The organism is Oryzihumus sp. (assembly GCF_054325275.1).
Genome location: NZ_JBTCWL010000029.1, coordinates 1 through 21,835, shown reverse-complemented (window position 1 = coordinate 21,835; position 21,835 = coordinate 1). Strand labels below are relative to the sequence as shown.

Genomic DNA, 21,835 nt, shown 5'->3' with positions numbered 1-21,835 from the left:
AGCCTGCGGTGAAGCGCCCCGCCAGCTTGAGAAGGCCTGTCCTCGAAGCGGTCTCGCAGGACGAGGACAAGCTCGTCCTGCGCCGCCCGCAGACCGGGCGCACGGCATACCGCGCGGCGAAGCGCTGCCTGGACGTGGCGGTGTCCGCGACCGCGCTGGTCCTGCTCTCCCCCGTCCTCGGGCTGGCCGCGCTCCTGGTGCGGCGCAGCTCGCCCGGGCCGGTGCTGTTCCGCCAGACCCGCGTCGGGCTGGGCGGCCAGCCGTTCACGATGCTGAAGTTCCGCACCATGGTCGACGGGTGCAGCGACGAGCTCCACCGGGACTACGTGCAGCGACTGCTGGACCCGGACCAGCCCGCGCCCGAGCCGGCAGGCACCGTCTTCAAGCTGGAGAACGACCCCCGGCTGACGTCCGTGGGCCGCGTGCTGCGACGCACCAGCGTCGACGAGCTGCCCCAGCTGGTCAACGTCCTGCGCGGCGACATGTCGCTCGTCGGCCCGCGCCCGGTGCTGCCCTGGGAGGCCGCGCTGCTGGGCAAGGAGTACGGCCCGCGCTTCGACGTGCCCGCCGGCATGACCGGTCTCTGGCAGACCAGCGGCCGCAGCCGCCTGACGATGCGCCAGGCCCTCGACCTCGACCTGGAGTACGTCCGGCGGCGCGGCATGCTCGTGGACCTGGTGCTGCTGGCCCGGACGGTGCCCGCGCTGCTGCGCCCCGGGGACGCCGAATGAGACGCCCCAGCGCCCGCTCCAGCCCCAGCTGGGCCGAGGACGCGGCCGGCGACTCGGTCACCGTCGCCGGCTGGACCGTCGTCAGCCGGGTCACCGGGCTGGTCCGCATCGCCGCCATCGGCGCGGTGCTCGGCCCCACCGTGCTGGGCAACACCTTCCAGTTCACCAACTCGCTGCCGAACCTGCTCTACTACGGCCTGCTCGGCGGCTCCCTCTTCACCTCGCTGCTCGTGCCGGCGCTGGTGCACCACGTCGACGGCCGGGACCGCGCCGCCGCGGAGCGGATCGCGGGCGGCTTCCTGGGGATCGCGATGGCCGCCCTGCTGGTCGTCGGGCCGCTGGCCCTGCTGCTGGGCCCGGCCCTCCTCGCGGCGATGGCCCCCCACGGCACGGGCACGGCCGAGGGGCAGGAAGGCGTCGCACGGCTGCTCTTCCTCATGTTCGTCCCGCAGGTGTTCTGCTACGCCGTGGTCGGCACCGCCACCGCCACGATGAACGCCCACCGGCGCTTCGCCCTGGCCGCAGCGGCCCCCGCTATGGAGAACGTCGGCATCATCGCGGTCCTCGCGCTGACCGCCGCACTCATGGGGCAGGCGCCGGCCCGGCTCGACGCCGTGCCCGACGGCGAGCTGCTGCTGCTCGGGCTGGGCACCACCGGGGCGGTCGCTGCGCACGCCGCCCTGCAGTGGTGGGGCGCCCGACGGGCCGGGGTCACGCTCCGCCCCAGCGCCGGGTGGCGTGAGCCCGAGGTGCTCGCGGTGATCCGGCGGGCGCTGCCGTCCCTGGGGCAGGCGGGGGTGCTCGCGGTGCAGATGGTGGTCCTGCTCGCCGCGGCGAACCACGTGCGCGGCGGCGTCGTCGCCTTCCAGATGGCGCTCAGCTTCATCTACCTCGCCATCGCGATCGGGGTGACCCCGATGGCGGTCAGCGCGCTGCCCTGGCTGTCCCGCCTGTTCGTGCGCGAGCAGCCCGGGGAGTTCCGGGACATGTTCACCCGGTCGCTGTCGCTGTGCCTGTTCGTGGCCGTGCCCGCCGCCGTCGGGTCGATGCTGCTCGCGCCGCAGCTGTCGCGCGTCGTCGCCGTCGGCCGGATGGGCTCCGGCGCCGGCGTCGCCGCCATCACGGCCTGCCTGGTCGCGCTCGCCACGTCGATCCTGGGCACGGCCGTGTTCCAGATCTGCAGCTACTCCTCCTACGCCCGCAAGGACACCCGGGCACCGCTGGTGGGTGCCGTGGTCCAGGTGCTCGTGTGCCTCGCCGGCACCGGCCTGTCGCTGGCACTGCTCGACGGGCTGTCCCTGCTGGCCGGCCTGGGCGCGGCCTACTCGGCCGGCTCGGTGGCCGGTGCGCTCACGCTGTGGCTGCGCTTCCACGGACGCTCCCTACCCGGCCGAACCCGGCTGCTCCCCTCGCTGGCCCGCACCCTGGCCGCGGCCGGCGTCATGGCCGTCCCGGTGTGGCTGGCCAGCCGTGCCCTGACGGCGGCGCTCTCCGGACAGTCCGGGGCGGCACTGACCGTGCTCGTCTGCGCCGTCCTGGGCATCGGCACGTATGCCGCCGCCTCCTCCGCCCTGCGTGCCCCCGAGCTGGGGCTGCTGCTGCGCAGCGTCGGCCGGCGCGGCCGACTGCGGGGTGAGCTGACATGAGCCTCGCCGTCGACCTGCACCGCACGGTCGCGCAGCGCGCCGTGGCCCGCTCCTGGCCGCTGCTGCTGCCGGTGCCCGCCGCCCTCGCGGCGTGGCTGGGCGTGACCCACCCCCGCGTCGCCATGGCCCTGGCGCTGGTCGCCGTCGTGGTGGTGACGGTCGCGCTGCGACCCACGCTCGCGGCATACGCGCTGATCGTCGTGACCCCGCTGACCGCCGGCATCGACCGCGGCTCGGCGATCCCGCTGCTGCGCCCCAACGAGGCGATGGCCGCCCTCGTCGGCGGTGCGCTGCTGCTGCGATGGCTGGTCACCGCGCGCGAGGGCTGGCGGCCGCGGCTGCGGCTCACCTCGATCGAGTGGTCGCTGCTGGCCATGGCGGTGGCCAGCTCGGTCCTGCCCCTGCTGTTCATGGCGCTGCGGCAGCGGCCCATCACCTCCGACGACCTGCTCTACGCCCTGGTGATGTGGAAGTTCGCCGCGGTGTACCTCATCGTCCGGGTGAGCATCCGGACCGAGCACCAGGTCCGGTGGTGCCTGCGGCTGTCGATCGGGGTGGCCGCCGTCGTCGCCGTCATCGCGATCTTCCAGGCGCTGGGCCTGCTGCACGTGCGGGAGGTCCTGTCGACCTACTTCGTGCCCAACGGCAACGTCGGCGCGCTGGCCAACCCGCGCGGCGGCTCCACCCTGGCGCTGCCCGCTGCCGTCGCCGACGTCATGATCTACAACCTCGCCGTGCTGGTCGGCCTCTCGCGCCGGACCCACCACGCGAAGGTGCTGGCCGGCTTCGGCGTGCTGTTCGTCATCGCGGCGGTGTCGGCCGGCGAGTTCTCCAGCGCGCTCGGCCTCGTCATCGGTGCCGTCGTCGCCGCGATCATCGTGCGCCGTCCCCGGATGCTGCTGCTCGGCCTGCCACTCGGTGCCCTGGCCGCGCTGGTGGCGTGGCCGATCATCGCCGTCCGGCTCACCGGGTTCGGGACCGCCTCGGGCCTGCCGGACAGCTGGGCGGGCCGGCTGCGCAACCTGCAGAGCTACTTCTGGCCGCAGCTGACCGACCCCGGCAACCTCCTGCTCGGCGTGCGTCCGAGTGCCCGGGTCGTGGTCCCCTCGCAGGCCACCGGCTACGTCTGGATCGAGAGCGGCTACACCTGGCTGGTCTGGGGAGGCGGCATCCCCCTGCTGCTCGCCTTCGTGTGGTTCGTGTGGGCCTCGATCCGGCACGCCGGGGTGGTCAGCCGCGCCCGGCACGACGCGGTGGGCGCGGCAGCGACCGGCCTGCTCGTCGGCGTGGTCGTCATGACCGTGCTGATGCTCTTCGACCCCCACCTGACGTACCGCGGTGCCGCGGACGCCTTGTTCATCCTTGCCGCCCTCGCCCAGACCGGGCAGGGCCAGGGTTCCCCTCCCGCCCCGGAGGCGGCCAACACTGAGGAAGCGGTGGCGACATGACACTCACCCAGCTACCCGGCGGCGGAGCCGTCGAGGACCGGCCGCGCAACCTGCTGCGCGCCCATGCCGGGCTGATCCTGGCGTTCACCGCCGTGGTCGGGCTCGGCGCGGCGGCCTACAGCCACACCCAGACACCGTCGTACTCGTCGGTCGCCCGGGTCATGGTCGAGCCGCAGATCCTGCCCAACGGTGGCGCGGCCCCGGCACCGGACATGGGGACCGAGAAGGCCCTCGCGCTCTCCAGCGCCGTGGCGGCCGAGGCGGCCGACACGCTGCAGGTGTCACCGTCGGACGCCTCGCACGGCGTGGACGTGGCCGTCCCCGTGGACACGCACGTCCTGGAGTTCCGGGCCACCGAGGCCACCCCCGAGGCGGCCCAGTGCACCGCGGACGCCTTCTCCACCGCCTACGTCGACTACCGCGCGACGGTCGACAGCGGCAGCGGCCGCCCGGTCCCGCAGAGGGCGCAGGTCATCTCCCCGGCGACGGAGCCCACTGCGCCGACCGGGCCCAGCGCCCTGCTCCAGGTCGGGGCGGCGGTCCTGCTCGGGCTGACCCTGGCTATCGGCGCCGCGGCCCTGGCGGACCGGTGGGACCGGCGGGTGCGCGGGGCCGGCCGCCTGGCCACCCTCACCGGCTCGCCCGTGCTGGCGGTCCTGGCCCGTCCGCGGGTCAAGGGCGCGCGCCGGCTCGTGCTGGCCTCCAGCCCCGAGTCCTCCGTCGCGGAGTCCTACCGCTTCCTGCGCACCCGGGTCCTGGACCCGATGCTGCCGCTGGGCAGCACGACCGTCGTCGTGTCCTGCGCGGACGACCGGGACCGTGAGGCCCGGGACGTCGTGGCCGCCAACCTCGCCGCGGCCGCCGCGGAGAACGGCTGCACCGTGGCCGTCGTGACCGACCCCCCGTCCCGTTCGGCCCTGGAGGGGCTGCTCGGCGACGGGGTGCCGCTCCTCGAGCTGTATGACGCGGCGGGGCTCGGACCGTCCCTGCACGAGCTGTCCCAGACGCACGACCTGGTCCTGGTGCAGGCCGCCCCGGTGACCGCCTCCGCGGCGACCATCGGAGCCCTGCGCCAGGGCGACCTGGCCATCCTGGTCGCCGACACCAGGCTGTCCGACCGCGAAGCGGTCCGTGCCGCGCACCGCCTGGCCATGGAGGCCTCGGTCGGGCCGGTGTGGAGCCTGCTGACCGCCGGCTGCAGCCCCCGACGGGCCGGGGTTCGGCGCCGCGACCCGCGCCGCCGGGCCGTGGTGTCCGCCGAGGAGTCCCGGCAGCTGGCCCGCGTCGCCGACGAGGCCGGGCACAAGGGGGTCGCGTGAGGCGCAGGGCGAGCCGGCACGTACTGCTCGTCGTCGAGAACGTCTCGCTCGCCCGGGACCACCGCCTGCGCAAGCAGGCGTCGTCCCTGCACGCGGCCGGCTACGAGGTCACGGTCATCTGCCGGCGCGACCCGGGCAACGTCCTGCCCGGGGTGCGCGTGCTGGACTACCCCGCGCCACCGGACGGGCGCAGCCACCTGGCGTTCCTGCGGGAGTACGGCTGGTCCTGGCTGATGGCCGCGGCCCTGACATGGCGGGTCTGGCTGACCCGGCCCTTCGGGGTCATCCAGGTCTCCGGCACCCCGGACATCTACTTCACCCTCGCCGCACCGTTCCGGCTGTTCGGGGTGACGGTGGTGCAGGACCAGCGGGACCTGTCCCCGGAGGTGTACGTCGCGCGGTACGGCGGCGCGGGCGGCCTGGTGCACCGGCTCCTGCTGGCCTGCGAGCGCACCAGCTTCCGCCTCGCCGACCGCGTCGTGACCGTCAACGAGACCTTGCGTGCCGTGGTGACCGGACGCGGTGGACTGTCCGACGAGGACGTCACCGTGGTCGGCAACGGCCCGCGGCTGGAGCGGGTGACCCCCGCCCGCGAGCCGCGTCCGGGCGGGGCCACCTGCTGCTGGGTGGGCCTCATGGGCCCGCAGGACCGGCTCGACCTCCTGGTCGAGGCGCTGGCCCGGCTGGTCCACGAGCGCGGCCGCACCGACGTCCGGGCGGTCCTCATCGGCGACGGGGAGTCCCGCCCCGACACCGAGGCACTCGTGGAACGCCTGGGCCTGCGCGACCACGTCGAGCTCACCGGCTGGCTCGACGAGGCCGGGGTCTTCACCCACCTCGCCGCGGCCGACCTCGGCCTGGAGCCCAACATGGGGCCGGAGGTCAGCCCCGTGAAGGTGATGGAGTACATGGCCTCCGGGCTGCCGTTCGTCGCCTTCGACCTGCGCGAGACACGGGCTCTGGGTGGGCACGGCGGCCGCTACGCGACGCCCGGGGACGTCGCCGCGTTCGCCGCCGCCATCGACGAGCTGACCCGCGACCCGGGGCTGCGGGCACGGCTGGGCGCCGCCGGGCAGCAGCGGGTCCGGGAACACATCGCGTGGGAGCACCAGGAGGCGGCGTACCTGCGGCTGTTCGCCGACCTCCTGCCGCTGCGCCCGGCCGGTGTGGAGGTACCGGCATGACCCGGGCCGCGCACGTCACGCCGCTGCGCCGGGCCCGCCACCTGGCCCGGGTCCGCCTCTCGGAGAGCCCGACGCTCTACCTGCCGATCGCGCGCCGTCGCTACCCCGGGCCCAGCCCCGAGGTCATCGGCGACGCGACCGAGATGGTCATCGACGGCTACACGCGCTGCGGCAGCACGTTCACCGTCTACGCCTTCCAGCTCGCCCAGCCGCGCCCGGTGCGCCTGGCCCACCACCTGCACGCCAGCGCCCAGCTCGTGGTGGCGGCCCGGCGCGGGCTGCCGACCCTGGCGGTCATCCGGGCTCCCCGTGGGGCGGTCCTGTCCCAGCTGGTCCGGGAGCCGCACGTCGACCTGCGCGACGTGGTCGTGGCCTACGCCCGCTTCTACGAGCAGCTGCTCCCCCACCGGGACGCCATGGTCGTCGGCGAGTTCCATCAGCTGACGCACGACCTGGCCGGCGTGGTGCGCCGGGTCAACAACCGGTTCGGCACCGACTACGCCGAGCCGTCGCTGGACGAGGAGCAGCGACGGGAGTGCACCGAGCTGGCCACCGCCCGCTCGAGCCTGTCGCCGGTGCTGCTCGGGTTCGAGTCCGGGACGGTCAGCCGCGAGCAGCTGCGCGCCGCGCGCACCACGGTCGGTGCCGGTGTGAGCTACGGCGGGACGGCACCGGCCACGCAGGCCCTGTGGGTGCCCTCCGCTGAGCGCGAGCAGGAGAAGGCCGCGCTGGCGCAGGCGTGGGAGGAGGCCTCCCCCCGCCTGCGGTATCGCGCGCAGCTCGCCTACGAGCGCTTCGCCGGGGCCGACGCCCAGCCGCCCGACTGAGGCACGAAAACGCCAGGCCGACGCGGTCCCGCGGGTCAACCTCCCTGCGACCGGTGGTGGTCGGTCTTGGTCCGGGCCGGGCGTGCATGCGATGCTGGTGGCGTGGGAGGCACGGGGGTGGTCGGTGCGCTCGGAGGCGGCGAACCACAGCGGGTCGGGGCGTTCGTCTACGCCGTCACGGACGGGCGGTGGACGTGGTCCGACGAGCTCTACCGCATCCTGGGCTTCGCCCCGGGCGAGGTCGTGCCCAGCACCGAGCTGCTGCTGGCGCACCAGCACCCGGACGACGACGAGTCCGGCGCCGCCGCGGCCCTCCGGGTCGCCCTGCGTACCGGTGAGCCGTTCAGCGTCCGACGCCACCTCCTCGGCGCGCGCGGCGACACGCGCACGGTCGTCCTCGTCGGGCGCGGCCAGGCCCATGACGGCAGCCTGACCCACGTGCACGGCTACGTCGTGGACGTCACCGAGGCGCTGGCCGACGACGTCCGCGAGCAGGCGGATGCCGCCATCGAGGCCTCTCGAGCGCACCGTGGCGCCCTCGAGCAGGCCAAGGGTGCGGTCATGCTCGCCCTCGGGGTCGACGCGGACACAGCCTTCTACCTCCTGGCCGCGAAGTCGCAGGCCGCCAACGTCAAGGTGCACCGGGTCGCCGACGACCTCGTCGCGCAGCTCGGCGACGGCAGCGCACCCACCACCGCGGAGGCGATGACCGACTGGCTGTGCACCGAGGCCCTCGAATCCTTCGAGCGGCACACCGACGCGAACGCGCGGATCCCCTGACGGGGACCCCCTGATCCTGGGTCGCCGAGTGGTTGAACCGCCCGCAACGGGGCACCATGGGGCGTGGGAGGTGGTTCTCGTGTCCGCACGCAAGGTGTTCCTCGACTGGCCCGTCCTGCGACAGCTCCGCGGGAGGGACGACCTCGGTCGCGGTGCGGCGGTCCGCTCCCCCGCCACGGCGTCGCACCGGCCCCGGACCGAGACCGCCGACAGGGTGGTGCAGAGCGTCTGCCCCTACTGCGCGGTCGGGTGCGGGCAGAAGGTGTTCGTCAAGGACCAGAAGGTCGTCCAGATCGAGGGCGACCCGGACTCGCCGGTCTCGCGAGGCCGCCTGTGTCCCAAGGGATCCGCCAGCGAGCAGCTCGTCAACGGCACCAGCAGGCAGACCGCGATGCTCTACCGTCGGCCGCACGGCACCGAGTGGGAGCCGCTGGACCTCGAGACGGCGACCGACATGATCGCCGACCGTGTGGTGGCCAGCCGGGCCCGAACCTGGCAGGACACCGACGAGCACGGCCGGCCGCTCCGGCGCACGCTGGGCATCGCCGGGCTCGGCGGCGCGACGCTGGACAACGAAGAGAACTACCTCATCAAGAAGCTCTTCACCGCGATGGGCGCGATCCAGATCGAGAACCAGGCGCGCATATGACACAGCGCCACCGTCCCCAGTCTGGGGGCCTCGTTCGGTCGCGGCGGCGCCACGACGTTCCAGCAGGACCTGCAGAACTCTGACTGCATCGTCATCCAGGGCTCGAACATGGCCGAGTGCCACCCGGTCGGGTTCCAGTGGGTGATGGAGGCCAAGGCCCGTGGTGCCAAGGTCATCCACATCGACCCGCGGTTCACCCGCACCTCGGCGGTGGCCGACAGCCACGTGCCGCTGCGCGCCGGCAGCGACATCGTGTTCCTGGGCGGGATCGTCAACTACATCCTGAGCAACGAGAAGTACTTCCGCGACTACGTCGTCGCCTACACCAACGCCGCGACGATCCTGCGTGAGGACTTCCAGGACACCGAGGACCTCGACGGCGTCTTCTCCGGCTACGACCCGGAGACCGGCACCTACGACACCGAGTCGTGGGGCTACGAGGGCGCGGCCGAGTACGCCGCCGCCGGCAACGCGCGGGAGCCCGCCCAGGACGAGGAGGGCGAGAGGCAGGGACCCAGCCACGCCAGCGGCACCGAGCACGAGGGGTCGCAGGCCTCGCGCGCCGCCGGCCACGAGATGGGCGGCCACGGCGCCAGCCTCGAGCACGGCCGCGTGCACCGCGACGAGACCCTGCAGCACCCCCGGTGCGTCTTCCAGGTGCTCAAGCGGCACTACGCGCGCTACACCCCCGAGATGGTCCAGGAGGTGTGCGGCGTCCCGCCCGAGCTGTTCCTCGAGGTGTGCGAGGCGGTCACCGCCAACAGCGGCCGCGACCGCACCACCTGCTGGGTCTACTCGGTGGGCTGGACGCACCACTCCGTCGGCGTGCAGTACATCCGGGGCGCGGCGATCATCCAGCTGCTGCTGGGCAACATGGGCCGTCCCGGCGGCGGCATCCTCGCGCTGCGGGGCCACGCCAGCATCCAGGGCTCGACCGACATCCCGACGCTGTTCAACATCCTGCCCGGCTACCTGCCGATGCCCCAGGCCAACGAGCACCCGGGCCTCGACGGCTACCTGCAGGCCACGTTCAGCAAGGAGCAGAAGGGGTTCTGGGCCGATGCCGACGCCTACCTGGTCAGCCTGCTCAAGGCGTACTGGGGGGAGGCGACCACCGCCGACAACGACTGGTGCTTCGACTACCTCCCGCGCCTGACCGGTGACCACGGCACCTACCAGACCGTGATGGACATGCTCGAGGACAAGGTCGAGGGCTACATGCTGCTCGGCCAGAACCCCGCGGTCGGCTCGGCGCACGGGCGGATGCAGCGGCTGGCCATGGCGCACCTGAAGTGGCTGGTGGTGCGCGACCTGGCGATGATCGACTCGGCGACCTTCTGGAAGGACAGCCCCGAGATCGAGACCGGCGAGCTGCGCACCGAGGACATCGCCACCGAGGTCTTCTTCTTCCCCGCCGCCGCGCACGTGGAGAAGGACGGCTCGTTCACCCAGACGCAGCGGATGCTGCAGTGGCACCACAAGGCGGTCGAGCCGCCTGGCGACGCGCGCAGCGAGCTGCACTTCTTCTTCCACCTCGGCCGCAAGATCCGCGAGCGGCTGGCCGACTCCACACTCGAGCGTGACCGCCCGCTGCTCGACCTCGTCTGGGACTACCCCGTCAACGACAAGGGCGAGCCGTCGGCAGAGGCAGTGCTCAAGGAGATCAACGGCGTCCACCTCAGCGGCGACAAGGCCGGGCAGCCGCTCTCGAGCTACACCGAGATGAAGGCCGACGGGTCCACCAGCGGAGGCTGCTGGATCTACACCGGTGTCTATGCCGACGGCGTCAACCAGGCCGCCCGGCGCAAGCCCGGCCAGGAGCAGTCCTGGGTGGCCCCCGAGTGGGGCTGGGCGTGGCCGTCCAACCGGCGCATCATCTACAACCGCGCCTCGGCCGACCCCGACGGCAAGCCGTGGAGCGAGCGCAAGGCCTACGTGTGGTGGGACGCCGACGCCGGGAAGTGGACCGGCCACGACGTGCCGGACTTCGAGGCCGACAAGCCCCCGTCATACCGTCCCCCGGAGGGCACGGGAGGCCCGGACGGGCTGGCCGGTGACGACCCGTTCATCATGCAGTCCGACGGCAAGGGGTGGCTCTATGCCCCGACCGGGCTGCTCGACGGCCCGCTCCCGGCGCACTACGAGCCGCAGGAGTCGCCGGTGAGCAACCCGTTGTACTCCCAGCAGTCCAACCCGACCCGGCAGGTGTTCAAGCGCAAGGACAACCTGCAGAACCCCTCCGGCCCCGAGCCCGGCGTGGAGGTCTTCCCCTACGTGTTCACCACCTACCGGCTCACCGAGCACCACACGGCCGGCGGCATGAGCCGGTGGCTGCCCTACCTGTCCGAGCTGCAGCCGGAGTTCTTCTGCGAGGTCTCCCCCGAGCTCGCGCGGGAACGCCACCTCGAGCACCTGGGCTGGGCCACCATCGTCACCGCGCGCACCGCGATCGAGGCGCGGGTGCTCGTGACCGACCGGATCGCCCCGCTGCGCGTAGGCGGCCGCACGATCCACCAGGTGGGCCTGCCCTACCACTGGGGGGTCGGCGGCGACGCCGTGGTCAGCGGCGACTCGGCCAACGACCTGTTCGGCGTCACGCTCGACCCCAACGTCCACATCCAGGAGACCAAGGTCGCTTCCTGCGACATCCAGCCCGGGCGCCGTCCCACCGGCCCCGCGCTGCTGCAGTTCGTCGCCGGCTACCGCAGCCGGGCCGGCATCACCGTCGAGACCGGCAACGTGCTGCGCACGCCACGGCAACCCAGCGCCCACGGCCAGCACGAGGGAGAGGACTCATGAGCAACCGGCTCGACGGCCCGCTCGACCCCGCCCCGGACGCGGGCTGGGTCGACGCCCCGCCACGCAAGGGGTTCTTCACCGACACGACGGTGTGCATCGGGTGCAAGGCGTGCGAGGTCGCATGCAAGGAGTGGAACGCCATCCCGATGGACGGTGACCTCGACCTGCTCGGCTCGTCCTACGACAACACCGGTGCACTGGGGGCCAGCACGTGGCGCCACGTCGCCTTCATCGAGCAGCCCAAGCCACTGGGTCACCAGGAGCCGGGCCTGCTGCGCGAGCGCAGCAGCGTCGACCTCGGTATGCCGTCCATGCGGCCGAGCGAGGCAGGCGCTGCCCCCGAGGGCGCTGAGTCCGCAGAAGGCGCACAACGGATGGACTTCCGCTGGTTGATGTCCTCGGACGTGTGCAAGCACTGCACCCACGCGGCCTGCCTCGATGTCTGCCCGACCGGCTCGCTGTTCCGCACCGAGTTCGGCACCGTGGTGGTGCAGGACGACATCTGCAACGGCTGCGGCTACTGCGTGCCCGCCTGCCCGTTCGGCGTCATCGAGCGGCGCACCGGTGACGCCGGGACGAAGAACGTGGGCATCGCCCAGAAGTGCACGCTCTGCTACGACCGCATCGGTGTCGGGGACGAGCCGGCCTGCGCCAAGGCCTGCCCCACCCAGTCGATCCAGTTCGGCGACCTCGACGAGCTGCGCGAGCGGGCGCAGGTCCGGGTGGAGACGCTGCACGGGCAGGGCATCTCCGACGCCCGGCTCTACGGCGAGGACCCCGATGACGGCATCGGCGGGGCCGGCGCGATGTTCCTGCTGCTCGACGAGCCCGAGGTCTACGGGCTGCCGCCGGACCCGGTGGTCACCACCCGCGACCTGCCGCAGATGTGGCGCAAGGCAGGCCTCGCGGCAGCGGCGCTGCTGGCCGGAGCGGTCGTCTCGTTCCTGGGCGGCCGCTCGTGAGCCCGGGCGTGGACCGTCAGGGACCGCTGAGCCGGACCCCCGGCCGGGACGCGGTCCCCGGCAGCCGGGCCGAGCGACGCCGCAGCCGGGGTGGCCGCGGCGGTGAGCGCCGGATGGTGCCCGAGGCCACGTTCACGTCCTACTACGGACGCCCCGTCGTCAAGCCCTCTCCCTGGGAGGCCGACATCCCGGCCTACCTGTTCCTCGGCGGCCTGGCAGCCGGCTCCTCGCTGCTGGGTGCCGGCGCCGACCTGACCGGCCGGCCAGCGCTGCGGCGGGCGGGCCGGATCGGGGCGCTGGTCTCGATCAGCCTGAGCTTCGCCGCGCTGGTGCACGACCTCGGCAAACCGTCGCGCTTCGTCAACATGCTGCGGGTGGCCAAGCCGACGTCGCCGATGTCTGTGGGGACCTGGGTCCTCTCGGCCTACGGACCGATGGCCGGCCTCGCCGGCGCAGCCGAGCTGAGCGGACTGATCCCCCGCCGGTTGCGTTGGGCGGCAACGGTGCTCGGCGCGACGGGGCGACCGGCCGGGCTGGTGGCCGGGCTCGTGGCACCGGCAGTCGCGTCCTACACGGCCGTCCTGCTCTCCGACACGGCCACCCCGTCGTGGCACGAGGCGCACCGGGAGCTCCCCTTCGTCTTCGTCGGCTCCGCGGCCGGCGCCTCCGGCGGGCTCGGCATGTTGGCCTCCCCGCCTGCCCAGGCGGGCCCGGCCCGGCGTCTGGCCTTCGGGGGCGCCGCCCTGGAGCTGGTCGCGGCGCAGCGGATGGAGCAGTCGATGGGGCTGGCCGCCGAGCCGCTGCACACCGGCCGGGCCGGCCGGCTGCTGCGGGCCAGCAAGGCCCTGACCACCGCGGGGGCAGTCGGCACGGCGCTGTTCGCCCGGCGCAGCCGGGTCGTCGCCGTCCTGTCGGGTGCGGCGCTGCTGGCGGGCTCGGCCTGCACGCGGTTCGGCATCTTCGAGGCGGGGCAAGCATCGGCGCTGGACCCGCGCTACACCGTGGTGCCCCAGCGCGAGCGTCTCGAGGCCCGCCGCCGTGACTCCTGACCCCACATCCCTGCCGAGAGGGCTCGGGAACGTCAGCGGACCGTCAGCACGTGCTCGCGCGCCGCGACGACCTCACCGACCACCGGCGCGCCCGGCACCTCCCCGACGACCAGCAGGCCACCGCTGGTCTGGGCGTCGGCGAGCAGCAGGAGCTCGTCCTCGGACACGGTGGCGGACAGGTGCGGCCGCACCCAGTCCAGGTTGCGCCGGGTGCCGCCGCTGACGAAGCCGTCACGCAGGGCCTCCCGGGCGCCTTCGAGGTAGGGCACCGCGGCCGCGTCGACGACCGCGCTGACCCCGGAGGCGCGCGCCATGCTGAACAGGTGGCCGAGCAGCCCGAAGCCGGTGACGTCCGTGGCCGCCCGCACCCCCGCGGCGAGGGCGGCACGGGAGGCCTCGGCGTTGAGGGTGGTCATCGCGGCCACGGCCTGGGGGAACACCTCCCCGGTCGACTTGTGCCGGTTGTTCAGCACGCCCACCCCGAGCGGCTTGGTGAGGCTGAGCGGCATACCGGCTTGTGCGGCGTCGTTGCGCATCAGGCGCTCGGGGTCGGCGACCCCGGTGACGGCCATGCCGTACTTGGGCTCCGGGTCGTCGATGCTGTGGCCGCCCGCGACGTGGCACCCCGCCGCCCGGGCGACTTCCGCCCCGCCGCGCAGGACCTCGGCGAGCAGCTCCACCGGCAGCACGTCGCGCGGCCAGCCGACGAGGTTGACCGCGACGACCGGCCGCCCGCCCATCGCGTAGACGTCGGAGAGCGCGTTGGCGGCCGCGATCCGGCCGAAGTCGTAGGCGTCGTCGACGACCGGCGTGAAGAAGTCGGCGGTGACGACGACGGCGACCCCCGCCTCGATGCGCACCACGGCCGCGTCGTCGCCGGTCCCGAGGCCGACGACCACGTCCGGGTGCGCCGGCCCGGCCAGCCCCTGGACGACCGACTCGAGCTCGCCCGGAGGGATCTTGCAGGCACAGCCACCCCCGCGGGCGTACTGCGTGAGGCGCGGCTTGGCGGTCACACCGGTCATGGCCCGACCTAACCACGAGCCGGGTGCCGGCGTCAGTCGCCCTGGGCCGCGGGGTCCGGCTCCTCGGCCTCGTCGCGACCCGACGCACCCTGGCCGGGCCACGGTGGCGCCTCGGTCGAGGCCTCCTGCAGCGCCTTCTGCAGCTCGGCGTCGTCCGTGATCTCCGCCCGTGCCTCCTCGACGGCGTGCAGCCGGTCGGCGCCTTCAGCCGTACCCTCGTGGCCCTGGTCCGGTGTGCTCTCGTCGCTCATCTGCCGCCTCCCGGCGTCGCGGTCATGGACGTCTCGAACGTACCCGTTGCCCTGCGACCCCACACCTGCGCCCGGCCCGGTCGCCCGGCGCCGCGCGACCTGCTTGACTGGCCCCCTCGTCCTCCTTCCCCGCGCGGGCCGGTGCGCGAGGGAGGCGTGTAGGTGCCTGGTGGCCCTCCCGGTCTTCAAAACCGGTGTGACCCGGCATCCGGGTCAGGCGGGTTCGATTCCCGTCCGCCTCCGCCAGAGTTGTTCGCGAAATTACGGGTGTTGTGTTCGCGAAATTCGGTGAGCGTTTGGTCCTGCCGTCCTGGAGCCAAGCCCCCCCCCCCCGGCGACCAAGGTCGCAGCGGGTCAGCGGCCAACATCCTCAACCCGCACTCGAGATCCGCGAGTTGCATACACGCGGGCTCCGACCGCTCCGACACGAAAGAGCGAGAAGTTGTTCGGGCGCGGGTCGCTCCGAACTGCACGACTCTGCGCCTCCTGACGCGCGGGATCACCGCAGGCGGGTGTCCGCGCGTTCGGCTACGGTCGCTGCCATGAAGCGCTGGGCGGTCCTCGAACACACCAACAGTGCGGTGCGCCGGGCGAGCAAGGTGGTCGGCAAGGGGAAGGGGACGCCCGAGGAAATCGACGCGGCGCGGGCTGTCCTGAGCAACTACCGCCTCGCGCACGCGTTCCCCCTCAACGCCGTCACGGTGACCGCGAAGACGCGGGCGCTCGACGTCAACCCAAATGCCGTCGTGGCGCAGCGCCACAAGCGCCTGCCGACGATCCTGGACAAGCTGAAGCGACACCCCTCGATGAGCGTGACCACGATGCAGGATCTCGGAGGCTGCCGGGTCGTCTTCGAGAGCGTCAGCGAGGTCGACGAACTCGTCGCCGATTTGCGCGATCTGCCGAGGAGCAGGAACCGAGTCAGGCGGGTGTACGACTACCTCCGCAGCGACCCCGGCCCGCGGGAGTCGGGCTACCGGGGCATCCATCTCGTGTACGAGTACGGGGCGTCCAAGGAGGAGTACCACGGTCTGCAGATCGAACTGCAGGTCCGCACACAACTGCAGCACGCGTGGGCGACCGCCGTCGAGACGATGGACCTATTCTCAGGCAGCGAGTTGAAGTACGGCCAGGGCGACCCCGACGTGCTGCGGTTCTTCGTCCTGGTCAGCTGCCTAATGGCGCACGAGGAAGGGGTCGCCCCGGTGCCCGGCGCGGAGGCGCCGGTCGATGACCTGCTCGTCGAGTTGGCGCGGCTGGAGGAGTCGCTCGGCGTCGTGGGACGGCTGCGGGCGTACGAGTCCCTCGTGGGCAACCACGCGACGAGCGACCGGCGCAACGTGCTGACCCTCGAACTCTGGCGGCGCGAGGGCCGCCTCACGGTCACGGTCCATGAGACCTTGGCTCTCGCTCAGGAGCGGCTGACCGAGTTGGAGGCACTGGACGACGAAGACCTGGACGCCGTGTTGGTCAACATCGCGCGCATTAGCCAGCTCCGCGAGGCCTATCCGAACTACTACGCCGACACCGGCCGGTTCACTGAGTTCGTGACGTCGCGGCTCGACGGCACGGCGGGCTGAATCAGCTGCTGGAGCCAGCCCGAATAGAGCGCTCCCATCTGCCGCGGAGCGTGAAGACGCGAAATCGCCGAGTTCCGGCACAACCTCTCGGCGCCCACCAGCGCGCCACCCCTATGCCTCTCGGCAGATCGACGGTCCGCTTAGGGAGATCGCCCGGTGTCGCCGCGGCCACGTTCCAGTTCCACCCTTATCCCCGTACGCGTGGCCAAGGGCGAATCGCTTCTTGTGGGATCACGCGGGCAGGGGCACCTCCCCGACGGGGTCCGGGCGGACCAGGGCGCGGGTTCCTTTGACCAGCAGCGGTGCCAGGCTCGCCAGCAGGAGCACTCCTGCACACCCCGCCAACACCCGGTCCATGCCAAACCAGTGGGCCAGTGGACCGGCGAGCGCGTTCCCCAACGGCATGCCTAGGAATGAGGTCAGCGTGTCCCAGCTGGCCACCCGCGCCAGGACGTGGTGCGGCACGTGGTCCTGGATCGCGGTCTCCCAGCAGACATCGAAGAAGATCAGTCCGGCGTAGCCCACGACGGCGCCAGCCAGAACGGCACTGAGGGTGCCGGGTACGACATACGCCAGCACCCAGAGCGTCATCAGAGGCAGGGCCGCCCACCCAGCAAGCAGCATGCGGCGGGGCTTCACCCGCAGCGCCACGGCGGCTCCGAGGAAGCCTCCGAGCCCTTCGGCGGCAGCGATGACGCCCACCGACCTGGCGCCTCCGAGCTGCTGGACGGCCACGACCTGCGCCAGCACCAGCACCACCCCGTTGGCCACGTGGTAGACGGTGGCGGCTAAGACCCCGGAAAGCAGCCAGTCACGCCTTCGGATCTCGGCCCAGCCATGGCCCATCTCTTGGAACATCCCAGGGCCGCGGACCCGCTCCACTCGTGCCCTGATCAGCGCCACGGTGGCGACCGACGCCACGAAGCTGGCGGCGTTCACGGCGAAGCCGGCAGCGGCGCCGAATCCCGCGACGACCAGCCCGCCGGCGGCTGGCCCGAGGACCGAGCAGATCGTCTGCAGCATGCTCAGGCTGGCATTCGCGGACTGCCGACCGGCGACGGGGATGAGCATTGGCTTGAGCGCGGTCATGGCGGGCTGGAAGAACGACCCGGCCAAGGATGTGAGCGCCGCCAGCAGGCAGAGCAGGGGCACCGAGTAGTGGTCTGTGCCGAACATGATGGCCATTGCGCTGACGGTCGCGGCTCGCACGAGGTCGGAGCCGATCAAGATCTTTTGCGGCTGGACCCGGTCGGCCCAGACGCCTCCGAACAGCGAGCCGACAAGCCGGGCAACGATGCTGGACGCCATCACGAGCCCGAGCGCGCCCGGACCTCCGCCGTGCAGGACGACCGCCACCGCCAGCGCGACCGTCTGGAAGCCGTTGCCCAGCCACGACAGCACCTGCCCGGCCAGGAGCAAACGGAAGTCTTTCGTCATACCGGGAACGCTACTGAGCAGGTTCCGAAATAGTGGCGAGACTCATGGAACTTCGCGCGGGCGTGTTGAGCACGTCGTGCAGAGCGCCGACGAAGCGCCTCCCTCGCTTCTCGTGGATGTTCCAAATCGACGGAGCTGGGATGTGGCCCTCGTCGGGGAGGTGCTGGAGCGATGCCGCGCAGTTCCGGACTGAGGCACTCCGCGCGGGGACAGGATTGGTATCCCACGGCCTATGCCGCGGCCTGAAGCGCGTCCGCCTCTTGGTTGCTGCCTTGCAGGAGGACAAAGCCGTGGAACTCGGGCTGCGGCAGTAGGAGCGGGTTCATTGCGTCTCCGTTGCCGGTGCGCTGGTGCCAGTTGCGGAGTTGTCGCACATTGGCCGCGGCCGCCGCGGCAGTGATGGCTAAGGTCGTCAAGGGCAATCCTGTGAAGCGGAACAGGCCCCGATGCAGGTTCTCGGTGTGATCCACGCGCCCACCCGGGCCCGTGCACTGCAGGTCTGGACCAGCAACTCGCTGTTCCGCCTTACCGGCCCGCCGACCTCCCGACCCGCCGGCGAACTAGACGGCCACGCCAGGCGGCTCCCCGCGGTGACGGCGCCACTGCCTGGGAAACGTCTCACCGGTGGCCTCGTGCCGGCTGTTCAGGGCGCCGACCCCTGCCCCAGGGGGATCTTGCAGGCGCGCACCCGCCTCGCTCATGCTGAGGCACGAGCAGACCGGGGAGGGCCCGAAGGGGATTCGGCCCTCCCCGGTCGTCAGCGGGAGTCACTGGACGTAGGGCACCTCCCACGCGTGACCCCGACCGGAACGGGCCCCGGCAGTGGCGTCCTCAGTGACGAACAGCTTCGACGACGCCGGGTCGACGAACAGCCCCTGGGCGAACGGGAAGCCGGTGGAGCCGCCCGGGGTCAGCGCCGGGTCGGCCGGCCGGGTGCACGTCAGGGAGCAGTACACCGTCGCCTCCGGGGATGACGCGGCAGGCATGCGCCCGGAGGTGACGTAGACGATCCCTGCCGAGCCACCGGGCCGGTCAGCCGTGATCGTCGACGCGTCGAACCGGTAGATGGTCGCGTTCGCCGTGCCGGGCGACTCCGAGATGTACACCCATCCGTGCCGAGCGTCGGTCGCGATGCCCGCGACAAACACCGGTGCGGGAGTGGGGAGGAAGTCGACCGTCGTGGTCGCACATGGTGACGGGTTGGGGTCGACCGTCGGGTTGGCGCACGACGCCGTCAGGTCGACGTACGTCGCCGCGTTGTTCTCCGGGAGGTACAGCCGGTTGCCGAGGATGGCCATGGTCCCGTTGATCCCGCGGCCCGTGCCCCCCACCTTCTGCGGCTGGGTGGTGGCGACCACGTCGACCGTCTGCGACCGCGGGTCGCCCCCGATCCCGTTGACCCGACGGATGTTGCCGTCGACCAGGTCCCCGACGTACAGGGCGTCACGGGTCGTGTCCAGGGCCAGCGCATTGGTCTTCAAGTTGTCCATCAGGCCCGGGGCCATGGCGACGGGGCTGTCAATGGTCGCGGTGGCCGGGTGGAACGTGAGGCGCCAGACGCCGGGGCTCCTCACCGCGTTGTCCGGGACGTACACCCAGTGCGTGCCGTCGGCGTTGGCACGCGGGTCGTAGACCGCCTGACCCGGCGAGCCGATCGTGGAGCCCGGGTCGCACGCCGCAAGATTCGGCGCGTTCACCCTCGTGCCGGGCACCGGGTCCAGGCGGCACAGGCCGTTGCCGTGGTCGGAGACCCAGTAGTGACCACCCGACGCTGTCGTGTCAGGGATGAACGTGACCCCGCCCTTGGGTGCGGTGATGCCGCTGGAGAAGAGGGCGCCCTCGGGCGTCACGTAGGTGAACCGATCGGGTGCGCTGGTGGCGCTCGTCCCGGCACCGGTGGTGACCCGCACGTCCACCGACGTGCCGTCCGGTCCCCCGGGGCTGACCGCCGTGCATGACGATCCGTCACTCCGGCAGGAGACGCCGGTCGCGGCCTCGGATCCGAAGCTCACCGCTGCGGTTCCGTCGGGGTTCACCAAGTCGGTACCGGTGATGGTGACCCGGGTAGCGCCCGAGCTCATCCCGGAGGACGGGCTGATCGCCGTCACGACGGGCGCACCTGGGGCCGGGGCGGCCGCGGAGTAGGTGAACTGGGCCGCCCCCACAGCCGCGCTCGTCTGCGACTCGATGTTGGTCACCCGGACGTCGATGACGCCCGGGGCGACAGCGGCGGGGCTGGTCGCGGTGCAGCTGGTGCCGTCCGCGAGGCAGCTGACCGCGGTGGCCGGCACGGAGCCGAAACGGATGCTCGTCCCGTACGCCGTCGTGTCGGCCGATCCCGCCACCGCGTTGACGAGGTGCGTGCCGGTGACGGTGACCACCGTTCCGCCTGCGGCATCACCCGAGGACGGGCTGATACCCGTCACGACGGGCCGGGTCGCCCCTCCGGCGACCTGCCAGGCGTGGCCTTGCGCGGTCACCGGTGTCGCGAGCGGGAAGCTCGGGTCGTCCCCGACGTAGACGTCGAGGGTGTCGGTTCGCACCGCCAGTCCCGTGACGTTCTGGTAGCCCGTCCGCCGAATGCCGTCAAACGCAGAGGTGTATGCCGGTGTGACGTCCGTCGACAGGACGTCCTGCGCCCCGGTGACGGGGTTCCACGTCAGGACCCGGGACGGCGTGTTCCGGGGTGCGTCGGCGACGTACAGCTGCTTGCCGTCGCTCGCGAGGGCGCCAGGGAAGCTGAAGAGCGGGGCTCCACTGGCGTTCGCCACCGTGGTCGCGTTGCACGCGGTTGACCCCCCGCCGCAGGCGGGGCGGCCGCCGCTGCCGTCGATGTCCTTGACCACTGACATGCCGGCGCCGCCGGCTTCGGCGATGTACAGGTCGTCGTGCGACACTCCGGCGGAGTCGGTCCAGGTGAACACCGCGAGCGCGGCGATCCCCCGGCCGTCCGAGGTGTTGGCCACCTTGCTCACCACGGGCGTCACGGCGACGCCGTTCCTGTCCCTTCCCGAGGGGTTCAGGACCTGCATGATGTCGCCGGACTTGATGTACCCCACGTACAGTCGCTCCACCCCGTCCGGACCCGTGACCAGCGCAATGCCCTGCGCCCGGCCGCCTCCAGACCCTCCGCCGTTCGCGGTGACGTTGGCCACGCGCAAGACGGTCGCGCCGTTGAGGCTGTCGTTCGACGCGGTGTAGGCGTAGCGCATGACCTGGTTGGTCTTGGACGACGTATCCGCCTGGTAGACAAGGCTTTTCGCTGCGTCGAAGACGACTTGGCCGCCCTTGGCCGTGCCGTTGCACTTGGTGGTGCCTGCCGTCGCCGGCAGGGTCTCGCACAGGCCCAGCGCGCTGTCGCTCACCCAGAAGTGGCCACCGCCTCCCGGTAGCCAGGCTCCCCCACCGGGGGCGGTCAGGTTCTGCGCCACCAGGGTTCCCGTGATCGGCGACGCCGACGCGGTTGACGTGAAGGCGAGCCCGCCTGCGATGACGGCGCCAATCGCCACGGCGGCTGCCCCCGCCCTCGTCCGGCGACGTCGCCGCTGTGGTGCGGGCACTTCGCCGTGCCGTCCCTTGTCTGGAGGGCCTTCAGCGGCCTCCGGTCGAAGCTGATCGTCCATCTCGTGTCCTCCACACCCAGGGAGGGCCAGGCTGACCTGGCCCCGCGGTCCCGGCGCGCACCTGTGCCGGGCTCCTTGCATGTTGGGTAGCCGAGCCCGGGAAAACCTTGGGAAACCTGGAGGTGCGAGCTCGAAGCGACGGGCCCCACAGCCCCACCGCGCCCCAAGGCCGGGATGTCAGCGTCGGCAAGGGAGAGGTACTAGTGCCAACGTCTCATGGCGGCTCGCACCGGGACAGAGGGACAAAGGATCCACCACGACGAGCGAAGGGATCTGTGATGAAGCGTCTTCTGTTGATCAGCGCGACCGCGGCACTGGCGGCGGTTCCCGCCTCGATTGGCCTTTGGGGCAACCAGTCGTTCGCCGAGGAGGTGCCCGTCTCGGTGCCCGCACGGGCCACTCTGGTCGCGACGAGCTCGCCTGCCAAGCCCACGCACCAGCCGACCCAAGCCGAACCCGGCGACGACCACCGCGGAACCACCGCCACCCACGCCGAACCCGGCGACGACCACCGCGGAACCACCG

Annotated in this window: 17 protein-coding genes and 1 tRNA gene; 13 read left to right on the top strand and 5 right to left on the bottom strand. The window is 72.3% G+C overall.

Annotated elements, in window-relative coordinates; genetic code table 11:
- Positions 1-8: 8 nt before the first annotated feature.
- The 10 genes from ACXVGS_RS09535 to nrfD all read left to right on the top strand — a co-directional run bounded on the left by ACXVGS_RS09535 (position 9) and on the right by nrfD (position 13,394).
- Complete coding sequence (locus ACXVGS_RS09535; RefSeq protein ID WP_221632426.1) at positions 9-731, top strand: sugar transferase; 723 nt, start codon at positions 9-11, stop codon at positions 729-731.
- On the top strand, positions 728-2,377 hold the full coding sequence (gene murJ / locus ACXVGS_RS09530) for a murein biosynthesis integral membrane protein MurJ (protein WP_458530363.1): 1,650 nt from the start codon (positions 728-730) through the stop codon (positions 2,375-2,377). Before ACXVGS_RS09535 ends, murJ begins: the two co-directional genes overlap by 4 nt.
- Positions 2,374-3,825, top strand: coding sequence for a hypothetical protein (locus ACXVGS_RS09525; RefSeq protein WP_458536881.1), 1,452 nt, complete (start codon positions 2,374-2,376; stop codon positions 3,823-3,825). The genes murJ and ACXVGS_RS09525 overlap by 4 nt, the downstream gene beginning before the upstream one ends.
- A complete protein-coding gene (locus tag ACXVGS_RS09520; protein WP_458536880.1) occupies positions 3,822-5,144 on the top strand; it encodes a YveK family protein in 1,323 nt (440 codons plus the stop codon). Before ACXVGS_RS09525 ends, ACXVGS_RS09520 begins: the two co-directional genes overlap by 4 nt.
- Entirely contained in the window at positions 5,141-6,328 is a 1,188-nt protein-coding gene (locus ACXVGS_RS09515; protein WP_458536879.1) for a glycosyltransferase family 4 protein, read from the top strand. The genes ACXVGS_RS09520 and ACXVGS_RS09515 overlap by 4 nt, the downstream gene beginning before the upstream one ends.
- Positions 6,325-7,155, top strand: coding sequence for a hypothetical protein (locus tag ACXVGS_RS09510; protein ID WP_458532196.1), 831 nt, complete (start codon positions 6,325-6,327; stop codon positions 7,153-7,155). Before ACXVGS_RS09515 ends, ACXVGS_RS09510 begins: the two co-directional genes overlap by 4 nt.
- 102 nt (positions 7,156-7,257) lie before the next feature.
- On the top strand, positions 7,258-7,935 hold the full coding sequence (locus ACXVGS_RS09505; RefSeq protein WP_458530358.1) for an ANTAR domain-containing protein: 678 nt from the start codon (positions 7,258-7,260) through the stop codon (positions 7,933-7,935).
- 79 nt (positions 7,936-8,014) lie between these two features.
- Positions 8,015-11,383, top strand: coding sequence for a formate dehydrogenase (gene fdh, locus ACXVGS_RS09500; protein WP_458536878.1), 3,369 nt, complete (start codon positions 8,015-8,017; stop codon positions 11,381-11,383).
- Positions 11,380-12,345, top strand: a complete 966-nt coding sequence (locus ACXVGS_RS09495) for a 4Fe-4S dicluster domain-containing protein (protein WP_458536877.1) — start codon at positions 11,380-11,382, stop codon at positions 12,343-12,345. Before fdh ends, ACXVGS_RS09495 begins: the two co-directional genes overlap by 4 nt.
- Before the next feature lie 8 nt (positions 12,346-12,353).
- Positions 12,354-13,394, top strand: coding sequence for an NrfD/PsrC family molybdoenzyme membrane anchor subunit (gene nrfD, locus ACXVGS_RS09490; RefSeq protein WP_458532198.1), 1,041 nt, complete (start codon positions 12,354-12,356; stop codon positions 13,392-13,394).
- Positions 13,395-13,426: 32 nt separating this feature from the next.
- Here nrfD and selD read toward each other — a convergent pair whose 3' ends face one another.
- The gene (gene selD / locus ACXVGS_RS09485; protein WP_458536876.1) at positions 13,427-14,419 is read right to left on the bottom strand and encodes a selenide, water dikinase SelD; all 993 of its coding nucleotides are present in this window, start codon (positions 14,417-14,419) and stop codon (positions 13,427-13,429) included.
- Between the two features lie 32 nt (positions 14,420-14,451).
- A complete protein-coding gene (locus tag ACXVGS_RS09480; RefSeq protein WP_458532200.1) occupies positions 14,452-14,670 on the bottom strand; it encodes a hypothetical protein in 219 nt (72 codons plus the stop codon).
- 150 nt (positions 14,671-14,820) lie between these two features.
- Here ACXVGS_RS09480 and ACXVGS_RS09475 point away from each other — a divergent pair.
- Together ACXVGS_RS09475 and ACXVGS_RS09470 are read left to right on the top strand one after the other, a co-directional pair.
- Positions 14,821-14,916 (top strand) — tRNA-Sec (locus ACXVGS_RS09475).
- 296 nt (positions 14,917-15,212) lie between these two features.
- Entirely contained in the window at positions 15,213-16,250 is a 1,038-nt protein-coding gene (locus tag ACXVGS_RS09470) for a RelA/SpoT domain-containing protein (RefSeq protein ID WP_458536875.1), read from the top strand.
- 231 nt (positions 16,251-16,481) lie between these two features.
- Here the strand turns inward: ACXVGS_RS09470 and ACXVGS_RS09465 are convergent, their stop codons facing one another.
- The 3 genes from ACXVGS_RS09465 to ACXVGS_RS09455 all read right to left on the bottom strand — a co-directional run bounded on the left by ACXVGS_RS09465 (position 16,482) and on the right by ACXVGS_RS09455 (position 21,052).
- The gene (locus ACXVGS_RS09465) at positions 16,482-17,687 is read right to left on the bottom strand and encodes an MFS transporter (RefSeq protein WP_458533399.1); all 1,206 of its coding nucleotides are present in this window, start codon (positions 17,685-17,687) and stop codon (positions 16,482-16,484) included.
- Positions 17,688-17,917: 230 nt separating this feature from the next.
- A complete protein-coding gene (locus tag ACXVGS_RS09460) occupies positions 17,918-18,157 on the bottom strand; it encodes a hypothetical protein (protein ID WP_458533398.1) in 240 nt (79 codons plus the stop codon).
- A gap of 297 nt (positions 18,158-18,454) precedes the next feature.
- Entirely contained in the window at positions 18,455-21,052 is a 2,598-nt protein-coding gene (locus ACXVGS_RS09455) for an IPT/TIG domain-containing protein (protein WP_458536874.1), read from the bottom strand.
- Between the two features lie 536 nt (positions 21,053-21,588).
- On the opposite strand from ACXVGS_RS09455, the gene ACXVGS_RS09450 reads away from it, so the two are divergent.
- Positions 21,589-21,835 (top strand): hypothetical protein (locus ACXVGS_RS09450; protein WP_458536873.1); only part of this gene is annotated, 247 nt, incomplete at its 3' end.

Bases quoted from the DNA above. Each gene is read 5' to 3' on its own strand.
- murJ (WP_458530363.1), top strand. From the start codon at position 728: ATGAGACGCCCCAGCGCCCGCTCCAGCCCCAGCTGGGCCGAGGACGCG.
- ACXVGS_RS09525 (WP_458536881.1), top strand. From the start codon at position 2,374: ATGAGCCTCGCCGTCGACCTGCACCGCACGGTCGCGCAGCGCGCCGTG.
- ACXVGS_RS09520 (WP_458536880.1), top strand. From the start codon at position 3,822: ATGACACTCACCCAGCTACCCGGCGGCGGAGCCGTCGAGGACCGGCCG.
- ACXVGS_RS09510 (WP_458532196.1), top strand. From the start codon at position 6,325: ATGACCCGGGCCGCGCACGTCACGCCGCTGCGCCGGGCCCGCCACCTG.
- ACXVGS_RS09495 (WP_458536877.1), top strand. From the start codon at position 11,380: ATGAGCAACCGGCTCGACGGCCCGCTCGACCCCGCCCCGGACGCGGGC.
- selD (WP_458536876.1), bottom strand. From the start codon at position 14,419: ATGACCGGTGTGACCGCCAAGCCGCGCCTCACGCAGTACGCCCGCGGG.
- ACXVGS_RS09480 (WP_458532200.1), bottom strand. From the start codon at position 14,670: ATGAGCGACGAGAGCACACCGGACCAGGGCCACGAGGGTACGGCTGAA.
- ACXVGS_RS09470 (WP_458536875.1), top strand. From the start codon at position 15,213: ATGAAGCGCTGGGCGGTCCTCGAACACACCAACAGTGCGGTGCGCCGG.
- ACXVGS_RS09465 (WP_458533399.1), bottom strand. From the start codon at position 17,687: ATGACGAAAGACTTCCGTTTGCTCCTGGCCGGGCAGGTGCTGTCGTGG.